The organism is Streptomyces cucumeris, from assembly GCF_024295805.1.
Taxonomy (GTDB): Bacteria; Actinomycetota; Actinomycetes; order Streptomycetales; family Streptomycetaceae; genus Streptomyces; species Streptomyces cucumeris.
Map to the genome: position 1 here is coordinate 43,334 of NZ_JANCLX010000025.1, position 18,962 is coordinate 62,295.

Sequence of the window (18,962 nt, forward strand, 5' to 3'; positions counted from 1 at the left end):
TCGGCGTCAGCGGGCTGACCCTGGGTGGCGGATTCGGCTTCAGTTCGCGGAAGCTGGACCTGACCGCCGACGCCCTGGCGTGCACCAGGGTGGTGACGGCCGCAGGCAACTCCCTGGTGTGCGACGAGAGGCGGCACCCGGACCTGTTCTGGGCCTGCCGGGGCGGTGGCGGAGGCAACTTCGGCATCAACACCGAGTTCACCTTCCGCACCACGCCCGTGAACACGGTGGCGGTCTATCAACTCGACTGGGACTGGCGGGACACGGCCGGGCGGAAGGTGTCGGCCCTCGGACAGTACTTCGGAACCGCGTACGAGCTGCGGGACCGCGCCCTGGGAGACTGCGTTCATCCACCGCACCGTCGGCTTCCTGCTGGCCTCGCAGACGATCCGGGCCGAAGAAGCGGCCGCTGATGAGCACCTGGAGAGCCGTGCGCTGCTCGCAGTCCACGCACTGGGTTCGCTTGCCGCCTCATGGGCGAACGCCCCATCTGATCTCCACGTCGTCGCTCCGAGGAGGGTCGCCGGGCTCCTTGACGTGCCCGAACGGCCATCCACGGTCCGGCGCCGCGTCCTTGCCCGCGTTGCCCACGTACACACCGTCGTCCATGTGCCCGGACGCTCATACGTGCCGGGCCCGCGGTTAGGGTGGCCTGATGTTCGGCACACGGAGGGCTCGCAGGCAGGAAGAGCGTCAACGGCAGCTGGCGACGGAGCTCAGGTCGGCAGAGGGCGCGGTGCGCGAGGCGGCGTCCCGGAGCATCGCGCAGTGTCCTGATAGCGCCTGGGCGCTGCGTGAGTTGCTGTGGTCCCTCGACAACGAGCCGTCGGTGGATGTGTTCGAGGCGGTGACGGAGAGCTTCACCTTCGCGCTCGGCCAGGACCCGTCCCTGTACGCGGAGGCCGAGCGGATCCTCGCGGAGGCGCTGTCCGATCCGGCGGCGCTGGTGGGTGCCTGGACCGCGTTCACCGGGCGGCTCGGCTCGGTCTGTGCGCACACCCTCGACGACGAGCTGTGCTGGGACATCCAAGCCCGACAGGGCACCATGAGGGAGATCGGCTGGACCGAGGCGGGAGCACCTGGCGAGGGCCTGGCCCACGGGGTGCAGATGCGGGCAGCGCTGAGAGACATACACGCCGCCCTGCGCCGCAGCGCCGCTCCGCTCCCGCCGGGAACCGCTGAGGGGATCCAGGAAGAGGCACGTCTCCTGCTCGGCCGGGCACTGGCTCATCCGCCGGGCAGTGCGTAACGCTCCGAGCAGCTCATCGCTCTCGCCCAGTCCCCGGATACGCGAACGTGGCGGGACCGCGCCTGCGCCAGTGCCCGCATCGACGAGATCCTCGTGCTGTGCGGGAGCGCGGATCCGGCACGGGTCCGCGTCGGGGTCGAGGCGCTGGACTTCCTCATGATGCTCCACATCCATGGGCGCACCGGACCGGTCCTCGCCACCCTCGGTCCTCTCGCCGTTCCCGGCCAGGACGCCTCCGTCCTGGCCAAGGTGCTCGACTGTTACCGGACGCTGGGGGTCCACCACCAACTGGCCGAGATGCCGGTGGCGTTGTTCCTGTCGTGCGCGCGGCACACCGAGCCGCAGGTGAGGTCGTCGGCCGCCGCGGGGCTGCCCACCATCACGAGGAACGGTCCGGAGGAAGCGTCGGCCGTGGCGGTGCTCATCGAGCTCCTCGACCACGACCCCGATCGCGGCGTCCGGTTGGACGCGGGCACCTCCCTCGCCGATTTCGAATGCTCCGACGAGGCCAGTACCCGGACATCCGGGGCCGCGCTGGCCCGCTACGCCGACTCACCCGACGCCGCCCTTCGTGCCCGGTCGGTCTCCGGGGCCTGGCAGCGCAAGGAGCCAGGGGCGATCCGCTGGCTGCTCGACGAGCTGCAATCACCCGCCCCCTCCTGGCACTTCGTCCTGCTGGCCGAATCCTGCACGATGGACCTGGCGCTGGAGGACGACGTCCCGTCCTCGGTGCTGGCCGAATTCGAGCAGGCGTTGCTGCGGCTGCAGCGGACGGGATGGGCCGAACGGGATGATCCGGATAGTTCCCCGGATCCTGAGGGGCGCGCGGCCATGGTGGCCTTCGCACTGGAGAACCTGCGTCTGTTCGCCCCCTGACGCCGCCCCTGCCGCACACCTCACCTGTACGGGTCCCGTACAGACCATGATGCGAGGGCTTGCCCGTCCATAGCGGGCGGTCGGGGCAAGAGGGTGTACCCACCTCTTGCCACTCTCAACGTATAGCGCACCGGGGGGCTTGCGGCAAGACCCGGGTCGTACCGCAGAATCGCAGGCCAAGGCCAGAACCTGCGGTAATGGGGGATTCACGAAGTGCGTACGTTCTTGTCGGTTCATGGATCGACTCCGAATCGGAGCCGGTGATATGAACCCCCTGACCACCAGCGCGTTCGCGCTTCCCGACCGTCTCGCCCCCAAGGCCGACCCGATGCTGATCGCCGACGACGAGCAGCACTTCGCGGCCATCGCCGAGTGCCTCGACCGGACGATCGCCGAACTGTCCGACCGCCTCGATGCCGAACGCAAGGCACCCGGCGGCATCGGCCGCGGGGCGATGGACCGGGACATGGAGATCCACCGGCTGACCGGCCGTCTCCGCGCCTTGCGCCGCTTCGGCCTGGACCTGTGCCTCGGGCACATCGTCAGCGCGGACGACCCCAAGCCCGTGTACGTCGGCCGGCTCGGCCTCACCGACAGCACGGGGCACCGGCTGCTGCTCGACTGGCGCTCCCCGGCGGCCGAGCCGTTCTTCGCCGCGACCCACGCCAGCCCGATGGGACTGACGAGCCGCCGCAGATACCGCTGGACCCAGGGCCGGATCAGCGACTACTGGGACGAGGTGTTCACCGCCGACGGGCTGGAACACCACGCCGCGCTGGACGACCAGTCCGCCTTCATCGCCAGCCTGGGTGGCCACCGGTCATCCCGGATGCGGGATGTGCTCACCACCATCCAGGCCGACCAGGACGCGATCATCCGGGCGGGATCCCGTGGCGCTCTCGTCGTCGACGGCGGCCCGGGAACGGGCAAGACAGTCGTGGCGCTGCACCGCTCCGCCTACCTCCTCTACTCCGACCCCCGCCTCGGTCAGCGCCGGGGAGGTGTGCTGTTCGTCGGTCCGCACCAGCCCTACCTGGCCTACGTCGCCGATGTCCTCCCCAGCCTCGGAGAGGAGGGGGTGCGCACCTGCACCCTGCGGGACCTGGTCGCCGAGGGAGCCGGAGCGGCGATCGAGGCCGACCCGGACGTGGCACGCCTGAAGTCGTCCGCGGACATGGTGCGGGCGATCGAGAAGGCCGTCAGGTTCTACGAAGAGCCTCCCGCCGAGGGGATGACGGTCTCGACCGACTGGGCCGACATCTGGCTGAGCGCCGACGACTGGGCCGAGGCGTTCGAGGCACCGGAACCCGGCACCCCGCACAACGAGGCCCGTGAGCAGATCTGGGAGGAACTGCTCACGATCCTGATGGACAAGCACGACGGTGACATCTCACCTGACCAGTTCCGCAGGTCGCTAATGCACGACGAAGAGCTGGTCACCACCCTCAACCGGGCCTGGCCGCTGCTCGAAGCGGCCGACCTGGTCGGAGACCTGTGGTCGGTCCCCGCCTACCTGCGGATGTGCGCCCCCTGGCTCAGCCCCGACGAGGTCCGCACGCTTCAGCGCAAGCACGCGCCCCACGCCTGGACGGGGTCCGACCTGCCGCTCCTGGACGCGGCGCGGCAGCGGCTCGGCGACCCGGAGACGGCACGGCGACAGCGCCGGCACAAGGCCGCCGTCGCCGCCGAACGGGAGCGTATGGCCGATGTCATCGACACCGTGCTCGCGGCCGATGACGACGGTGAGGGCGCGGTGACGATGCTGCGGGGACAGGACCTCCAGGACAGCCTGATCGACGAGACCGCCCTGCCCACCGCCGACCCGGACCGGCTCGCCGGCCCGTTCGCGCACATCGTCGTGGACGAGGCGCAGGAACTGACCGACGCGGAGTGGCAGATGCTGCTGCTCCGCTGCCCGTCCCGGAGCTTCACCATCGTCGGGGACCGCGCCCAGGCCCGGCACGGGTTCACGGAGTCGTGGCAGGAACGGCTCGAGCGGATCGGGCTCGACCGGATCACCGTGGCCTCCCTGAGTGTCAACTACCGGACGCCGGAGGAGGTCATGACGGAAGCCGAGCCGGTCATCCGAGCCGTGCTCCCGGACGCCAACGTGCCGACCTCCATCCGCAGCGGCGGCATCCCCGTCGTCCACGGATCCGTCGCGGAGCTGAGCTCGGTCCTCGATACCTGGCTCGCCGGGAACACCGACGGGATCGCCTGCGTCATCGGCGATCCCACGTTCCGGGCGACGCCCCGCGTCCGGTCACTGACCCCGGAGTTGTCCAAGGGGCTCGAGTTCGACCTGGTCGTCCTCGTCGACCCGGAGGCGTTCGGCGAGGGTGTCGAGGGAGCGGTCGACCGCTACGTCGCGATGACCCGGGCGACCCGGCAACTCGTCATCCTCACGAGCCCCTGACGGCTGGCCATGAGGCGGGCCGGCACAGCAGGGGCGGGAGGGCCAGTGGAACGTTATACGGCCTCGGGGCTGGTGTGCTCGCATGTTGAGGTGTCGCCTATTCCTCGTCGAGGTCGGTTCTGACATCACCGTGTGTGGTCGCCGGGGGCGTATCGGTGGCGGTGACGCGCAGGGGGTAGCCCTGGCCGCGCCGTACGGCCACCTTTTGGTCGAGCACGGCCCGCTCGGTGGGCTCCGGTTTCGGGGCCGGCCACTACCGCACTAGTCCGTGCTGCGCGGCGACAGCCGCTGTGTGATCCGGTGGAACAAGTCCGTCAGCGGCTCGGTGATGTCCTGGCCGAACTCGGACAGCCCGTAGGTGACCTGGGGCGGCGTCGTCGGCTCCACCTCCCGCCAGATCAAGCCGTCCTGGACCAGCGCACGCAGGGTCTGAGCGAGCATCTTCTCGCTGATGCCCTGGATGCTGTCGCGCAGCTCGTAGAACCGAAGGTCGTTGCTCCGCAAGGAGATCAGCACCCAGATACCCCACCTGCTGGTCACATGGTCGACCATGTCACGCGCGGGGCAGTCGGTGTGAAACACCTCATACTGACTGCCCACCTCGGCCTGTATACGCTGCGCGCCTTCTCTCACGTGCGGAGCTTACCTCTAGGTATGTTCTTACGAAAAGTAAGCCCGGCTCCTAGTGTCAATTGCCGCAGTACACGACCGACCAGGAGCTGAATATGATTGTGGTGACCGGGGCTACCGGGAATGTGGGCCGACCCTTGACGCACGCCTTGGCCGAGGCGGGCGAGCAGGTGACGGCGGTGTCGCGGCATGCGGTGGCGATGCTGGACGGAGTCCGGCATGTGGCGGCCGACCTGGCCGAGCTGACAAGCCTCACACCCGCGTTGGACGGAGCGAAGGCACTGTTCCTCCTGCTGTCCGGCGACCTGCACACCCCCGAGGCAAGACCGGCCGACATCATCGGCCTGGCCGCGGCCAGTGGGGTCCGCCGAGTCGTCCTGCTGTCTTCGCAGGGCGTGGCGACCAGGCCGCTCGGCCCGTCGCGGGTCGCGATGCGCGCGGTGGAGGACGCGTTGCGGGAGTCCGGCCTGGCCTGGGCCGTCCTGCGACCGGGCGGCTTCGCCTCCAACGCCTTGGCCTGGGCGGAGTCAGTCCGCACGCAAGGGACGGTCGCCGCGCCCTTCGGCGACGTAGGAGTGCCGGTCATCGACCCGGCGGACATCGCCGAGGTCGCGGCGGCCTGCCTGCTGGACGACCGGCACACCGGCGGGGTGTACGAGCTGACCGGGCCAGAGGTGGTCACGCCACGTCAGCAGGCGGAGGCCATCGCCGCCACGCTCGGCTCACCTGTACGGTTCCACGAACTCACCCGCGACGAGGCCAAGGCCATGATGACCCAGTTCGTGCCGGCGGAACTCGCCGACGACACCCTCGACATCATCTCCGCCCCGACCCCGGCAGAACTGCGGATCAGCCCGGACGTGGAACGAGTCCTCGGCCGCGCCCCGCGCCCCTTCAACGGCTGGGTCGCCCGCAACATCGCCGCCTTCCGTTGAGGCACAACTCAACTGAAGAACACCTGGGCACCTTGTGCGGCTGCGGCCGCACAAGGCGCCCGCCTCCGTAGTCGGTCTTGGTGGACTGGTGACCTCGCATGTTCAGGTGTCGGCTCTGCGCGGCCGAGTCCAAGTGGCGCTCGCGCTGAGTGATCAGCGCGAGCACGTGCGAAGGCGTCCGACCATGCCAGGAGGCGGGCCATGAGGGCGCCCAGGCAGACGCCCCCGGGTTGGGGCTGAGATCAATCTCCGCGTCAACCACGGTTCGATTGATCCCCGAGGCCACATACGTACCGTTCGGCTCCGAGAACCACGGCCGACATCGCCGAGTCCCATCGCCCCCGCTTCATCTTCTGGTCACGGGATGAGCCGGGTCCTGGATGTCACACCATCGAGTCGTCACGCGCCGTCGTCCACACCGTCAGTATGAGTGACCGCTACGGTCACTCCTCCGTCGACTGCCCCTTATGTACACCGAGGAGATGTATGCGCACGTCAGATGTTCGGCGCCTGGCAGCCGCTGTCGCCGCTCTCACTGTCACCGTCCTTCCCGGACTCGTGGCACCGGCCCATGCCGCGAGTCAGGAGGACTGCGGCGCGGACAAGTTCTGCGTCTGGTCCGAACCCGGCCACGAGGGCCAGTTCAGGCGTGCTAGCGGCAGGGCGTCAGGGTGCGTGCTGTCCGAGACCGGGTGGCCCGACGGGACCAAGTCCACGGTCCGGTCGCTCTACAACAGGACCCGGTTCCAGGTCGAATGGTATGCGAATGATTCCTGCTCGGGCGCCCCCACCGGGACCATCACGCCCGGCTCCAAGGTGCAGGAGGTCGAGTCCGAGTTCAAGTCGTTCCGCCTCACGCCGATCTGCGAGCAGGGGGCGGTGTGCTTCTACTCGGGCGCGGACTACACCGGCCAGGTCGTGAAGGACTCCTCCTGGAATCTCGGGTTCTGCACCAGCAGCGGGATCCCCGCGAAGAGCGTCTACAACGCGACCGAGCACCCCGTCGCCTTGTTCGACACGAACGGCTCGTGCCAGAACGCCCGGGCCGTGGACCTGCCCGCCCGCAGCTACGGGAGCTACGACCAGACCTTCTACGGGTTCCGGGTGAAGCCCCGCTGAACGCCCCTCGGGCTCGGCCTCCAGTGGAGGGCGAGCCCGAGCCCCGAGAACGGTTGATGCCGTCTCGACGTGCGCGCGTGCCAGGCACGGCGGCTGGCTGTCAGACCTTGAGGATCAGCATCAGCGCACCCAGTCCGACGAACCCGAGCGTCAGCGGGGCGATGAGCGTCAGCAGTCCGGCACCCATCGCGGCGACGACGAGCTTGGTGCGGTCATCGGTGTTCACAAGTCCTCCAGGCATCTTCGGGAAGGCCCCGGGATCTGGTCGGTCCGAGGTGGTGTTCGAACGGTGAGGGAGCCATGGGTTAGGCCCGCAAGTCCCCGTCCCAGGCGCAGGGAGAGCGGCTCAGACGATGGGGGAATGCTGGCTCTCTCACGGGCTTCGAAGCCCTCAAAAGAGTCGACTGCGCGGCACAGGCGGACCGAGCCGCCTGCTGTCGTGGTTATGGGGCGGCCGAGCGCGGAAATCTGGTTCGCTTCTGTCACTCACTCAGTGCCCTGCGGGTTGTCGACGGCCTTGGGGCACATCGGTACAGCGGCTAACGCTAAGACGTCGTCTCATTTGGCGAGTCGGCGGTAGCAAATGAGGGTGCAGGCGATAGCGGTGAAGGCCAGGAAGTGTTCAGCCTTGCGCTCGTAGCGGCGGTGGAGCCGACGGCAGTCGGCGAGCCAGGCCATGCTGCGCTCGATCGTCCAGCGGTGGCGGCCCAGTCGCGTGGAAGATTCGATGCCCTTGCGCGCGATGCGGTGGGTGATGCCGCGCTTGCGTAGCCATCGACGCAGGTAGTCGTAGTCGTAGCCCTTGTCGGCGTGCAGCTTGGCGGGCTTGCGCCGGCGTGGGCCGCGGCGGGAGCGGATCCGCGGGATCCCGCGGACCAGGGGCTGCAGGGCCTGGATGTCGTGGAGGTTGGCGCCCGATATACCGACGGATATGGGCAGACCGGTCCGCTCGGTGATCAGGTGGATCTTCGACCCTTTCTTGCCCCGGTCGACAGGATTCGGACCTGTCAGGTCCCCCCTTTCAAGGCCCGCATGTTCACCGAGTCGATCGCGCACCTCGACCAGTCCAGGTCTCCGCGAGCGCCGAGTTCGTCCAGCACCAGGCGGTGCAGTTTGGCTCAGACCCGGGCTCTGCTCCATTCGCTGAACCGGCGGTGCGCGGTCGGCCCCGACGGGCCGAAGGTCAAGCTTCACTTTCCCGGCCCTGCTCTTGTGTTGACCATGCGTCCACCATGTGGTGGCATGGGCGGCCCGGACGTGAGGTCGATGGCTTTGCCGGGCCATCGCCCCTTGGTGTGTTCCGTCCGTGGCCCCCTCATCTCACGCGGGCGCTCACGCCTGCTCCGGCAAAGGACTCCACGTGTCCCCATCTCGAATATCGATCGCAGCCGGCATCGCGGGCATTGCCATCGCCTCGGCCGTCGGCCTCTCGGCCGCCAACGCCTCTCCCGATCAGAGCCCCTCTCCCACCCCCACGTCCGCCGCGCAGTACGACGCCGGCATGGTGAAGGCTCTGGCGAAGTCGCTCGGCGTCAGCGAGAGCAAGGCCGTTGAGCGTCTGGACAGCGAGAGCAAGCAGCAGAAGAGCCTGGACCGGCTGGACGGTGACCTCCGCACGCTCGGCGCCTACTTCGACAACGACGGCAAGCTCACCGTCAACGTGGCCGACAAGGCCGCGGCCGCCAAGGTCAGGGACGCCGGGCTCACCGCCCGGGTGCCCGAGCGCGGCCAGGAGCGCCTGGACAAGGTGATGGCCGCCCTCGACAGCGCCGCCGCCCAGCGCGTCCCCACGGGAGTCAACTCCTGGGGGGTCGACCTGGCCACGGACACCGTCACCGTCGCCGTCAGCGACGACAGCACGCCCGCCGCCCGCGCCTTCCTCAAGAAGGCGAAGACGTACGGAAGCGCCGTCAAGGTCGTGAACGAGAAGTCAACCTTGGTCCCAACACAGAACGTCACCCCGGGCCAGAGCATGAGCGCCGCAGGCGGCGGCACCTGCTCCGTGGGCTATGGCGCCCGCGACCGCTCCGGCAAGCAGTTCCTGGTCTCGGCCGGTCACTGTCTGGAAGGACTTCCGGACCTGTCCTACGACGGCGAGCGCTTCGCCAAGGCGACCGACACCCGGTTCAACACTGGTCAGAACAGTGTCGACATGGGGATCGCCGAGTTGGACAAGGGCGTGAAGGTCGAGACCATGGTGAACGGCAAACAGGTCCGTGGCAGCAGGCGGGCGGCGTCCGGTGCCGCGCTGTGCAAGGCAGGCCAGACCACCGGCTGGACCTGCGGGAAGGTCAAGTCGTACAACGTCACCGTCGTCTACACCACCAAGCCGGAGACCACCGTCAAGGGACTGGCCACTTCCACGGTGTGCACCGAGGGCGGTGACAGCGGAGGCGCCTACATTTCCGGCAACCAGGCCCAGGGCGTGACCTCCGGCAACCCGAAGGGCCAAAAGTGCGGCGGCTCCGTTAAGGCTAAGGGCTCGTCCTACTTCCAGCCCCTGGATGACGCCCTGAGGCACTACCGACTCACGCTCAACACCCGCTGATCCGATCCGGACCGGCGCAGCGGTTGTCCCCGGGCCCCACGGCCGAACTTGCGTTCTAGGTGACTGGTGTTAAGCGGTTGTCCTGGGCGTGCGGTGTCGCCGTTGAGGGCGTCAGGATCGTAGTTGCTGGTTAGAGCCTGTCCGATGGCTCGCCTAAGCCGGTGACCGTTCGAGGCCTGAAGGGTGTCAATATCCCGATCAGGCCGCTGAGCTGGGTGTTTCTTGTGGATGGAGAAGTCGTTGGGGTGGCGTGGTGTGGTACTCGTTGAGCAGGCCGCCGAGTAGCTGTCGCCGTCGGACTACGGCAGCAGGCAGGGAGATGACGCTCGGGTGGTCGTCCGGGGCTCGTAGGTCGAGGCTGCGGTGGGCTCGTCCGGTGTTGTAGTGCTCGGCGTACGTGGTGAGGACTGTACGCAGGTGTCGTTCACCGGTGATGAGGATTCGGTCGGTGCATTCGGTACGGGCTGTGCGTATCCATCGTTCGGCGAATGCGTTGGACCGGGGGCTTTGCGGCGGAGTCGGGATGACGGCTGTGCCGTTGCCAGCGAAGACGGCGTCGAACGCGGCGGTGAACTTGCTGTCCCGGTCGCGGATGAGGAACCGGAAGAACCCCGCCCTGTCGCCGAGGTCCATGAGCAGGTTGCGGGCGAGCTGGGTGACCCATGCGCCGGTAGGGCGCGCGGTGACACCCAGGATGTGAACGCGCCGGGTCTTGATCTCCATGACGAAGAAGACGTAGAGGCGTCTGAGGAAGACGGTCTCCACGTGCATGAAGTCGCAGGCGAGTAGCGTGTGGGCCTGGGCTCGGAGGAAGGTACGCCAGGTCTGCTGAGATGCTCGCTGTGGTGCGGGCGGCAGGCCGGTATGGCGCAGGACGCGCCGGATGGTGGCGGCGGCGACCCGACGACCGAGTCGGCGGAGCTCGCCTTGGATCCTGACGTATCCCCAGGTCGGGTTCTCTCTTGCCGGGCGCTGGATGAGTGCGACTGTCTCTTCCGGTAACGGTGGTCGGCCGGGCCTGGCTGGTGTCTGTCGCCATTTCCAGCGCACCAGACGGCGGTGCCAGTTCAGCAGCGTGCCCGGGGTGACCAGCCGATGGCAGCGTAAGACGGGTGGCAGGTGCCGTGCGAGAGCGGAGAGCACGGCACGATCGGCCCATGAGAGCCGCGGCCGCTCGACCTGTCGGCGAAGCACAGCGACCTCGTGGCGAAGGACAAGAATCTCGGCATTGTTCGCGGCGGTCGATCGGCCCAGCAAAAGGAAGCAGCTCAGCAGTCGGCAGAAGATCAGGTAGAGCAGTCGGAGACCCACGATCAGTGATCGTGCCCATACTTGGGCAATCGCAAAGCCCCAGGTCAACCACCGTACGGCAATAAAGACACCCTTCAGGTGTCGAGGACGACCCGGGTGACGTCGATGAGGCCGGCGTCGTCGAGTTGGTGCAGCACGGCCTCATGCAGCCGGCCCCAGACACCGGCTCTCGACCAGACCAAGAACCGACGGTGAGCAGTGGACTTCGATATGCCGAAGCACGGTGGCAGGGCTCGCCAGGCGCAGCCGCTGACCAGTACGTAGATGATGGCGGCGAACAGCGTCTCATCAGGCGTGTCCTGCGTTCCCCCACCCTGCGGCCGCACCTTCGACGGAGGGATCAACGGCTCCGCGATCTCCCACAACCCGTCCGGAACAATCCAACTCCACATACCCCGCCCCATGACCATACCAACGAGCAATCACCACGTAGGACACGGTCTAAGCTTGCTAAGCATGCGATCCGTCGTGTCAACAACGGCCGCGCGTTCGGCGGCGTATACAAGCGCCATCCGGTGGTAATCGGCACTGAAGTCAGCAACCGCGTCCGCAATCAGGAATGTTTCGATGTCGTTGGCGAAAGCATCGCAGGCTGTCATGAGGCACCCGATGTGGGCGTAGACACCGCAGATAATGAGCTGATCGCGGCCCTGTTCACGCATAGCCTCCAGAAGAGGCGTTCGGAAGAACGTGCTGTAGCGCCATTTTGTCAGTACCCTCTCACCGGGCCTGGGTGAGAGCGGGGCGATGATCCTCCGGTGGCTCTCCGAGGTGCTCATCCCGGGCCCCCAGAAGTCCGCGAGCAATCCCCTGTCGTGCTTCTCCATACCTCCGGGCTGTGCTGAGAAGAACACGGGAATGCCTGCCTCGGCGCAGACTTCGCGCAGGCGGGCGATGCGGGGAATAACCTCCGACATCGGCGACTCGTCGGCAGGGAAGGAGCCGACGAAGTACTCCTGCATGTCGTGGATGAGGAGAGCGGCGCGCGCCGGGTCGACCGCCCATGTCACCACTCGGTCCGGCAGCTGGTCGGCAGCCGGCAAAGCGTAGGGCTGGATCCTGGGAATGGTCATCGTCGAGGGCCTTCCAATATCTGAACCGTGCTCAGACCCGCAGGACGCATGTCCGTCCAGTGGTCGCGAATGTACTCCATACAGCCCTGATAAGGTGAGGGGCCGGAGCAGATCTGCCAGCCGCCCGGGACCGCTCTATTCATGGGCCACAGCGAGTGCTGGAACTCTTCGTTGCGCAGCCCAGGGCAGGAATCGCCGACTCCTGCGAACGCATCAGCCGTCATCGCACCATCTCCCGTAGAACTGTGGTGAGGGCGGCCTGCAGAGACGTCACCGTGTTGAACGTCTCCGGCACGAGGAGCTCGTCGGGGAAGACAATGTCGAACTCCTTCTCCAATGCCACGAGCAGGCGCATACGGCCCAGCGAATCAAGTCCGAGATCGACGAGCACCGCGTCAGCGAGGACGGGCTCGGACGCGGCGAGCCCTGGGATACACCTCCGTAGGACATTCACGTAGCGCAACTCATCGTCGTGCTCCATCGGTCATGACCTCCCAGACAGCATGCGCTGCAGTTTCTTGTGATCGACCTTGCCGTTTCCGTTCAGCGGCAAGGAGAGGAACGAAACCCATCGGAGGGGGACCATGGCCTCCGGAAGGATGAGTCTCACATGGTCCTGCAGCTCGGTGGCCAGGACCGCGCCCTCGGTTGATGCGCCCGAAGACACGTAGCAGGCGACAAGCTCCCTCTCAGTGCCCTCGTCGACCACCACCACAGCGCATTGCGCCACGGAATGATGGCAGGCGAGCACCGCTTCGATCTCGCCGAGTTCCATCCGCACACCCTTGACCTTGACCTGTCGGTCCAACCGGCCGAGGTAGTACAGCAGACCGTCCCTGATCACCCCGGCGTCGCCACTGCGGTGCAGCCGGCCGGTCGGCGAGGAGGGATCGATGACATCACGATGAAAGGCACCCTTGGTTGCGGCAGGGTCCTGGAGGTAGCCACGGCACACGGCCACCCCACCGACAAAGATCTCTCCGATCTCGCCCGGAGCCGCCGCCCGCCAGGCACCGTCCTCGGCCTCGACCAGGACATACAGGCAGGCGTTCACCACGGGGGAACCGACCGGCAGGCGACGTCCGCTCAGGTCTGCTCCCCTCACCACATGGTGAGTGAGGTCGTCGGAGGTCTCGGTGAATCCCCAGGCGTTACTGACCTCCACGCCCGGGAGTGCGTCGATAAGGTCGGCGGCGGTGCTGGGCAGGAGTTCCTCACCCGTGGAGATCACCCAGCGCAGGGCAGACAGGTCGACCCTCCCGCGTGCTACCTCTTCCGTGAGCATACGCAGCAAGGTGGGCACCGCCTCGAGCACGGTGACCTGCCGTACGGCGAGCTCCGTGACCAGTCTGCGGGGGAAGTGCACGTCGGCGTCGTCGACGACCACCATCACCGAGCCTGCAAGGGCGGGTACGAGCATCTGCCATATGGAGATGTCGAACACGAGCGGAGCGCTGAAGGCTATGACATCCGACGGGGTGAGCCCGTGGTCGAGGACCTTGGCCCAGAGGTGGTTGACCATCCCCTGGTGTTCGTTGAGCGCCCCTTTCGGCACCCCTGTGGTGCCGGACGTGTAGAACACGTACCTCGCCTCGGACGCGTCAGCGCACTTCTCCGGCCAGGTGAAGGCGCGGGCCTCGTGGTGTAAGCGCCCTTCCGCCGATGGTGCGGACAGCTCCACCGATAGGATGGGCACGTCCGCAAGGAGCGCCGCGGCACGCAGTGACTCGGCACTTGCGTTCGAAGGCAGATAGGCGGCGAGCAGTGCTGCCCCGCTGCGTTGCAGGACGGTGGCCGTCCGGCTCTGGGGCCAGGTGGGGTCGACGGGCAGATACACCGCGCCAAGGCTTTCCAGCGCCAGGAAGAGGGCGAGAGTCGTCGCCGACCGCAATCCGCTACAGGCGATCACATCACCGGGCTTGCATCCGCGCTCCGTCAGTTCCTTCCGCAACGCGTACACATGGGTGAGCAGGTCGGCACAGGTGAGGCGGCTCTCCTTGTGGACGACGGCCAAGGCGTCCGGGGTGTGCGCGGCGCGCCGCGCGAGATGCCCGACGACAGTCTCGGCCAGGTTCAGTGGGTGGGGTCGGGTCAGGGCCAGGCGGGCGGCTTCGGCCGCCTGGCGCGGCGGGATCGCCAAGGGCGGCAAGGTACTAGAGAAGGCGGCGCCCTGGTCGGTTACGGTCACGAAGACTCCATTGATGGTTCGCGGGCTGATTCGGTGGCAGGGCAGGGCTGGTTTCTCCGCCAGTTCAGAAGCGCAGGGATCGCCTCGGCCAGGACAGCCCCTCCGTCCGTGCTGATCACCGATTCCGGATGGAACTGGAACGAGCGGAAGCCTGGGCCGGACAGGGCTTCGACCTCCCCCGTCATCGGGTCACGGCAGATGCGCACGGCACCGCCCCGCTCGCCGGAGAGGACGAAGTCTGTGTCGGACCAGGCGGCGAAGGTGTTGTAGTAGCCCACCTCGACCTGGCTTCCGAAGAGATCGATCCGGCGTCTGCGGCCCTGGTTGGGCCGCGCCTTGCGGCGCAGAGGGAGGCCGAGTGCCTGGCAGAGCACCTGATGTCCGAGGCACAACGACATGAACGGCATATCCGAGTGCAGCAGTTCCCGTGTGATCTTCCCGACGGCAGAGATCTTCACGTCCTCCGTCGCGCGGGGGTCACCGGGCCCCGGCCCGACCACGACGATGTCGAATCCGGAGGCGTCGAGGCCCCGATCGAAGGGGTGGATCACCACCGACAGGCCCGACACCCTAAGGTAGTGGGCCAGCATGTCCGTGAACGTGTCGCTGTTGTCGATGAGCAGTGCACGGTGCCCGCAGGCATCCGAGGGAACGCCGGTGGGTCCGTGATTGCCAGCAACCGTTGGCTCCCCCCGAGCCCAGAACGGGGCCAGGACGTCGCGTCGGGCCCGTAGCACCGACCTGATACGAGCGTCGTCCGAGAGGCTGACGGCAGCCAGCCGCGATGCGGAGTTGCTCGGGTCGGGGGTCGAACCCGCTCCTGTGATCGCGTCGAGCAGTGCCGCACACTTGGCGAGTGTCTCGTCCACTTCCGCCTCTGGGGCGGAATGACGCACCAGTGTGGCCCCTACCCCGATGTTCAGGACACCGGACGCGCCGACATCGGCGGTGCGGATCAGGATCGCTGAGTCCAGCGTCGGCATACCTGCCGGATCCGTACCGATCAACGCTGCCACCCCGCTGTAGTAACCTCTGCCCGTGGTCTCGTACTTACGGATCACAGAGCAGGCATTCTCCAGGGGGCTGCCCGTGACTGTAGGAGCGAAGAGGGTCTGCCGCAGGATGTCGAACGGGGTCAGCCGGCTGTACCCGCTGAGAAGAAATTCCGTATGGGCCAGCCGGTTCATCTCCTTCAGAAACGGCCCTGCGGCCCGGATGCCGGAAGTGCAGATCCGCGCCATCATCTTGAGCTCTTCGTCGACCACCATGAAGAGCTCGTCGGCTTCCTTCTGGTCGGCCAGGAACTCCAGCGCTCCCTCGGTACAAGGCCCTTCCTGCGGATATCGATAGGTCCCGCTGATGGGGTTCATCGTGACGGTCCCGCCGTCGAGGGTGACGTGTCGCTCCGGACTCGCCCCGACCAGGGTGCGCTCACCCGTGTGCACGGCGAAGGTCCAGTAGGCGCCCGATTCGGCGGTTAGCAGTCTGCGCAGCGCTGACAGTGCGCCCCTCAACGGATCTCCGTCCATCTGGGCGGTGAACGACCGTCTGATGACGAAGTTGGCACCCTCACCGCGTCCGATCTCCTCAGAGATCACTTTTCCGACGGTTGCCGCGTAGGCCTCGTCCGTCGTGTCGAAGCAGGCATCGCGCAAGGCTGTGCGGTCATCGGGTAACCGGGACCTGAGCCACTCGGCGTCGACGGTGAAGTGTTCCGTGGCCTGCAGCGCAAGAGCGTGCGCCTCGTCGTCGTGACAGGAATAGCCGCGTTCGGTCCCGACCTGACGGTAGGGCAGCAAGACGAGTACGGGCAGATCAGCTGCCCGCTCCCCCTGCTCGAGATCGGCGAGACAGTCGAACTCGGTGATGCGCCCGAACAGCACCTCGATCTCCCCCGGCGGGCTCGCTTCCCGCTTCAGGAGAGCGAACGGCTCCGGCTGCGGCACAAGGACGCGTGCGAGCACCGCTGACCTCTCGTCAGTGCTTCCGGGCAAGACAGAATATGTGGTCATGGCGCCTCCGCGGGGCGCACCGGCACGTCGGCGGCGACGGCCCGTCCGCCGGTGGCAAGGCCTGCGGGGAGAGAACCGAACCGCGCTGTCACCCAGTCGTCGTCGTAGACGGTGCCGACATAGCGTTCACCCAGATCGGGAGAGATGCCCACCACGACCGATCCCGCAGGAATGGCATGGGAGGCGTTGCGAACTGCGGCGACGACGGACCCGGTGGATCCTCCGACCAGTACCCCGTAGCTGCGCGCGAGCTCTCGGCAGGCGGCGATCGCCTCCTCCTCGGAGATCAGGACGATGTCGTCGACAGCTTCCGGCCGACAGATTTCAGGTCGTCGGCTGGCCCCCAGGCCCGGTACATGGCGCGGGCCCGGAGGGTGCCCGAACGTCACGGACCCCAGGGTGTCGACAGCGACGACTTTCGTCAGCGGTGAGTAGGCCCCGAAATACGAGGTGCAGCCCATGACAGTGCCCGTCGTTCCGGCACCGACGAAGAGGTAGTCCACGATGGGCAGTTCTTCGAGGATGGCGGCAGCCGTGTGTTCCTCGTGTACGCGGGAGTTCTCAGGATTGGCGTACTGGTTGAGCCACACAGCATCGTCGTCGCCCGACAGCAGCGCGTGGATATATGCGATCCTCGTTCCGAGATAGCCACCGTTGACGTCCCGTTCTGCGACCTCCACGACCTCTGCTCCGAGTGCCCGCATCGTCTGAACGCTTTGCCGGGACGCATGAGGATCGGTGACACAGGTGAACGCGTGGCCTTTGGCGGCACACACCATCGCCAGCGCCACGCCGAGGCTTCCGGAGGAGGATTCGATCACTCGCGTACCGGGGCGGAGAGCACCGGAGGTCTCGGCCTGTTCGACCATGCCGCGGGCGGTCTTGAGCTTGATCGATCCGGCAGGGTTGAGACCCTCGAGTTTGAGGATGAAGTCGCTGCTAGGGACGATGTCCGACAGGCGCAAGTAGATGTCGTTCGTGACGACGTCATAGGCGTTCTCGTGTATCACTGGGCTGCCTGTGCGCGTGCGGGGTGCTCCGATAAGACCTGCCCGGTGGATTGGAGCCATTGCTCCCACGGCTCGTGCAGTGCGTCCGGGAGGCGGGTCAGCAATGAGCTGAATGCATCGACGAACTCCTGGACGGCCGCCGCGTCGAGGGTCTCGGTCGAGTACTCGACGTTCAACTCGATCGAGTCCGCGGACTGGTAGGCGACGATGCCAAGGTCCGAGCGGGTACCGGACACCGGGATCTCACTCACCATGACTTCTGCTCCCGGAAGCTCCAGTCCATCCGCCACCGCCGTGTTCAGGGTGAGCCACACGCGCGGGAAGCCGTCCAGGTCTGCCCGGTCGTCTCCGAGGTCAAGGGATTCGAGGACCTGCGAAATCGGCAGCGCCTGGTGCGACATCGCGGCCGCGACGGTCGCCGCTGTCTCCGTCAGGACGTCCCCGACCGGAAGGTTCTCCTGCGAACGCAGGCGCAGGGCAACCGAGTTGGCCACGAGACCAATCATGGATGCGATCTCCTCATCCTCCCGGTTGCCGAAGGAACCGGTCACCACAAGGTCGTTGCGTCCAGTGCCTCGCGACAGGATGCGGCTCAAGGCGAGCAGGAGCACGGTGTACAGGGTTATGTGCCGGGTCCGGCACAGGCCGCGTAGCGGTGCGATGATCTCCGGACCCAGCACAGTCCGCAGCACCGCGCCCGCTCCGGTGCGTACCTCGGGGCACCGTTTGAAGCCGCGCAGGGGCATGTCGAAACGGGCACCGGCCAGAGTCTCCCGCCAGAAGGCAGTGAGCCGTGCGGCACAGTCCGCGTCGAGGTACCGGCGCTGCCAGCGGGCATAGTCAGTGAACTGACATGGCGTGCTCGCGAGCGGCGACCCAGCCCCTTGGACGGCCGCCGCGTAGAGCGCGCCAAATTCGCGGATGAGGACACTTCCGGATGTCGCGTCAGTGATGACGTGGTGCTGCACGATCACCAGCACCCATCGCGCGTCATCTACGCGGCCTAGGTGGGCGCGCAGCGCCGGCCCATTCGCCAGATCGAACGGGGTCCGGGCGAGCTGTGAGCACCAGGCGTCCACAGTGGCCTCCGGCGCAGGCTCCACGCTGGGCCCCCGCAGGTCCTGGCTGACCAACCGGAAGCAGTCAGCGGGCAGGACTTCCTGGACGATCCCACTGCTGATGGACACCAACCTTGTGCGCAGTGCATGGTGACGCTGCACCAGTTCGGACAATGCCCAGGACATCGCGGACACGTCAACCTCGCCGATGAGGTCGATCCGTAACGGGATGTTCCAGATCTGGGGAGTGGAAGACCTCCGGCACTGGGCGAGCATCCGCTGCTGGGAGAGTGTGGCCGGGCCACTCGCTTCTACGACGGGGCCAGTCGCCGCTACCTCCATCAGCCGCTGCTTGTGGAGGCGCATCATGGCGAGGAGATCTTCTGTCAACGCCTGCTGTGGGCCGTCGTAGGCCAGCCGGCCGTCCACGACGGAGACCTGGACGTCCTCCTCCCGGATACGCCGCACGAGGTCCTCGAATTCCATAGTGCTCCAGTTACAGGCTGGTGAAGTGAACGGCTGGGCGCCGGCTTCCCG

16 protein-coding genes and 3 pseudogenes are annotated in these 18,962 nt (G+C 67.1%); 6 read left to right on the forward strand and 13 right to left on the reverse strand.

All coding sequences use genetic code 11. From position 1 onward, the window contains the following. Positions 1 to 198: 198 nt before the first annotated feature. Positions 199 to 609: pseudogene (locus NMK44_RS42750) on the reverse strand (signal peptidase I). Between the two features lie 46 nt (positions 610 to 655). Between NMK44_RS42750 and NMK44_RS29400 the strand changes: the two are divergent. The 3 genes from NMK44_RS29400 to helR all read left to right on the forward strand — a co-directional run bounded on the left by NMK44_RS29400 (position 656) and on the right by helR (position 4,541). Beyond that, positions 656 to 1,249, forward strand: a complete 594-nt coding sequence (locus NMK44_RS29400; protein ID WP_254748741.1) for a hypothetical protein — start codon at positions 656 to 658, stop codon at positions 1,247 to 1,249. 93 nt (positions 1,250 to 1,342) lie between these two features. Beyond that, a complete protein-coding gene (locus NMK44_RS29405; RefSeq protein ID WP_254748743.1) occupies positions 1,343 to 2,125 on the forward strand; it encodes a HEAT repeat domain-containing protein in 783 nt (260 codons plus the stop codon). 265 nt (positions 2,126 to 2,390) lie between these two features. Next, complete coding sequence (helR, locus tag NMK44_RS29410; protein WP_254748745.1) at positions 2,391 to 4,541, forward strand: RNA polymerase recycling motor ATPase HelR; 2,151 nt, start codon at positions 2,391 to 2,393, stop codon at positions 4,539 to 4,541. A gap of 261 nt (positions 4,542 to 4,802) precedes the next feature. Here helR and NMK44_RS29415 read toward each other — a convergent pair whose 3' ends face one another. After that, positions 4,803 to 5,174 carry a winged helix-turn-helix transcriptional regulator gene (locus NMK44_RS29415; RefSeq protein ID WP_254748747.1) on the reverse strand — a complete coding sequence of 124 codons (372 nt, stop codon included), beginning with the start codon at positions 5,172 to 5,174 and terminating at the stop codon, positions 4,803 to 4,805. A gap of 92 nt (positions 5,175 to 5,266) precedes the next feature. Between NMK44_RS29415 and NMK44_RS29420 the strand changes: the two genes are divergently transcribed. After that, on the forward strand, positions 5,267 to 6,106 hold the full coding sequence (locus tag NMK44_RS29420; protein WP_254748749.1) for an SDR family oxidoreductase: 840 nt from the start codon (positions 5,267 to 5,269) through the stop codon (positions 6,104 to 6,106). 486 nt (positions 6,107 to 6,592) lie between these two features. Continuing rightward, on the forward strand, positions 6,593 to 7,225 hold the full coding sequence (locus NMK44_RS29425) for a peptidase inhibitor family I36 protein (protein WP_254748751.1): 633 nt from the start codon (positions 6,593 to 6,595) through the stop codon (positions 7,223 to 7,225). Between the two features lie 100 nt (positions 7,226 to 7,325). Here NMK44_RS29425 and NMK44_RS42170 read toward each other — a convergent pair whose 3' ends face one another. Beyond that, positions 7,326 to 7,451, reverse strand: a complete 126-nt coding sequence (locus NMK44_RS42170; protein WP_302888772.1) for a hypothetical protein — start codon at positions 7,449 to 7,451, stop codon at positions 7,326 to 7,328. Positions 7,452 to 7,783: 332 nt separating this feature from the next. Then, positions 7,784 to 8,406: pseudogene (locus NMK44_RS29430) on the reverse strand (IS5 family transposase); the annotation flags it as partial. A gap of 179 nt (positions 8,407 to 8,585) precedes the next feature. On the opposite strand from NMK44_RS29430, the gene NMK44_RS29435 reads away from it, so the two are divergent. Beyond that, complete coding sequence (locus NMK44_RS29435; protein ID WP_254748753.1) at positions 8,586 to 9,773, forward strand: S1 family peptidase; 1,188 nt, start codon at positions 8,586 to 8,588, stop codon at positions 9,771 to 9,773. Positions 9,774 to 9,971: 198 nt separating this feature from the next. On the opposite strand, the gene NMK44_RS29440 is transcribed toward NMK44_RS29435, so the two are convergent. From NMK44_RS29440 to NMK44_RS29480, 9 genes and pseudogenes are all read right to left on the reverse strand, one after another. Continuing rightward, entirely contained in the window at positions 9,972 to 11,084 is a 1,113-nt protein-coding gene (locus NMK44_RS29440) for an integrase core domain-containing protein (protein WP_254748755.1), read from the reverse strand. Between the two features lie 77 nt (positions 11,085 to 11,161). Next, a pseudogene (locus NMK44_RS29445) lies at positions 11,162 to 11,488 on the reverse strand (transposase); the annotation flags it as partial. A gap of 18 nt (positions 11,489 to 11,506) precedes the next feature. Beyond that, complete coding sequence (locus NMK44_RS29450) at positions 11,507 to 12,157, reverse strand: isochorismatase family protein (RefSeq protein WP_254748757.1); 651 nt, start codon at positions 12,155 to 12,157, stop codon at positions 11,507 to 11,509. Beyond that, entirely contained in the window at positions 12,154 to 12,381 is a 228-nt protein-coding gene (locus tag NMK44_RS29455; RefSeq protein ID WP_254748759.1) for an MbtH family NRPS accessory protein, read from the reverse strand. The genes NMK44_RS29450 and NMK44_RS29455 overlap by 4 nt, the downstream gene beginning before the upstream one ends. Beyond that, complete coding sequence (locus NMK44_RS29460; protein ID WP_254748761.1) at positions 12,378 to 12,638, reverse strand: phosphopantetheine-binding protein; 261 nt, start codon at positions 12,636 to 12,638, stop codon at positions 12,378 to 12,380. The genes NMK44_RS29455 and NMK44_RS29460 overlap by 4 nt, the downstream gene beginning before the upstream one ends. A gap of 3 nt (positions 12,639 to 12,641) precedes the next feature. Beyond that, the gene (locus NMK44_RS29465; protein ID WP_254748763.1) at positions 12,642 to 14,345 is read right to left on the reverse strand and encodes an amino acid adenylation domain-containing protein; all 1,704 of its coding nucleotides are present in this window, start codon (positions 14,343 to 14,345) and stop codon (positions 12,642 to 12,644) included. Beyond that, complete coding sequence (locus NMK44_RS29470; protein WP_308358608.1) at positions 14,342 to 16,309, reverse strand: anthranilate synthase family protein; 1,968 nt, start codon at positions 16,307 to 16,309, stop codon at positions 14,342 to 14,344. The genes NMK44_RS29465 and NMK44_RS29470 overlap by 4 nt, the downstream gene beginning before the upstream one ends. A gap of 44 nt (positions 16,310 to 16,353) precedes the next feature. Continuing rightward, a complete protein-coding gene (gene sbnA, locus NMK44_RS29475) occupies positions 16,354 to 17,367 on the reverse strand; it encodes a 2,3-diaminopropionate biosynthesis protein SbnA (RefSeq protein WP_254748766.1) in 1,014 nt (337 codons plus the stop codon). Next, a complete protein-coding gene (locus NMK44_RS29480; protein ID WP_254748768.1) occupies positions 17,364 to 18,911 on the reverse strand; it encodes a condensation domain-containing protein in 1,548 nt (515 codons plus the stop codon). Before NMK44_RS29480 ends, sbnA begins: the two co-directional genes overlap by 4 nt. Positions 18,912 to 18,962: the final 51 nt, after the last annotated feature.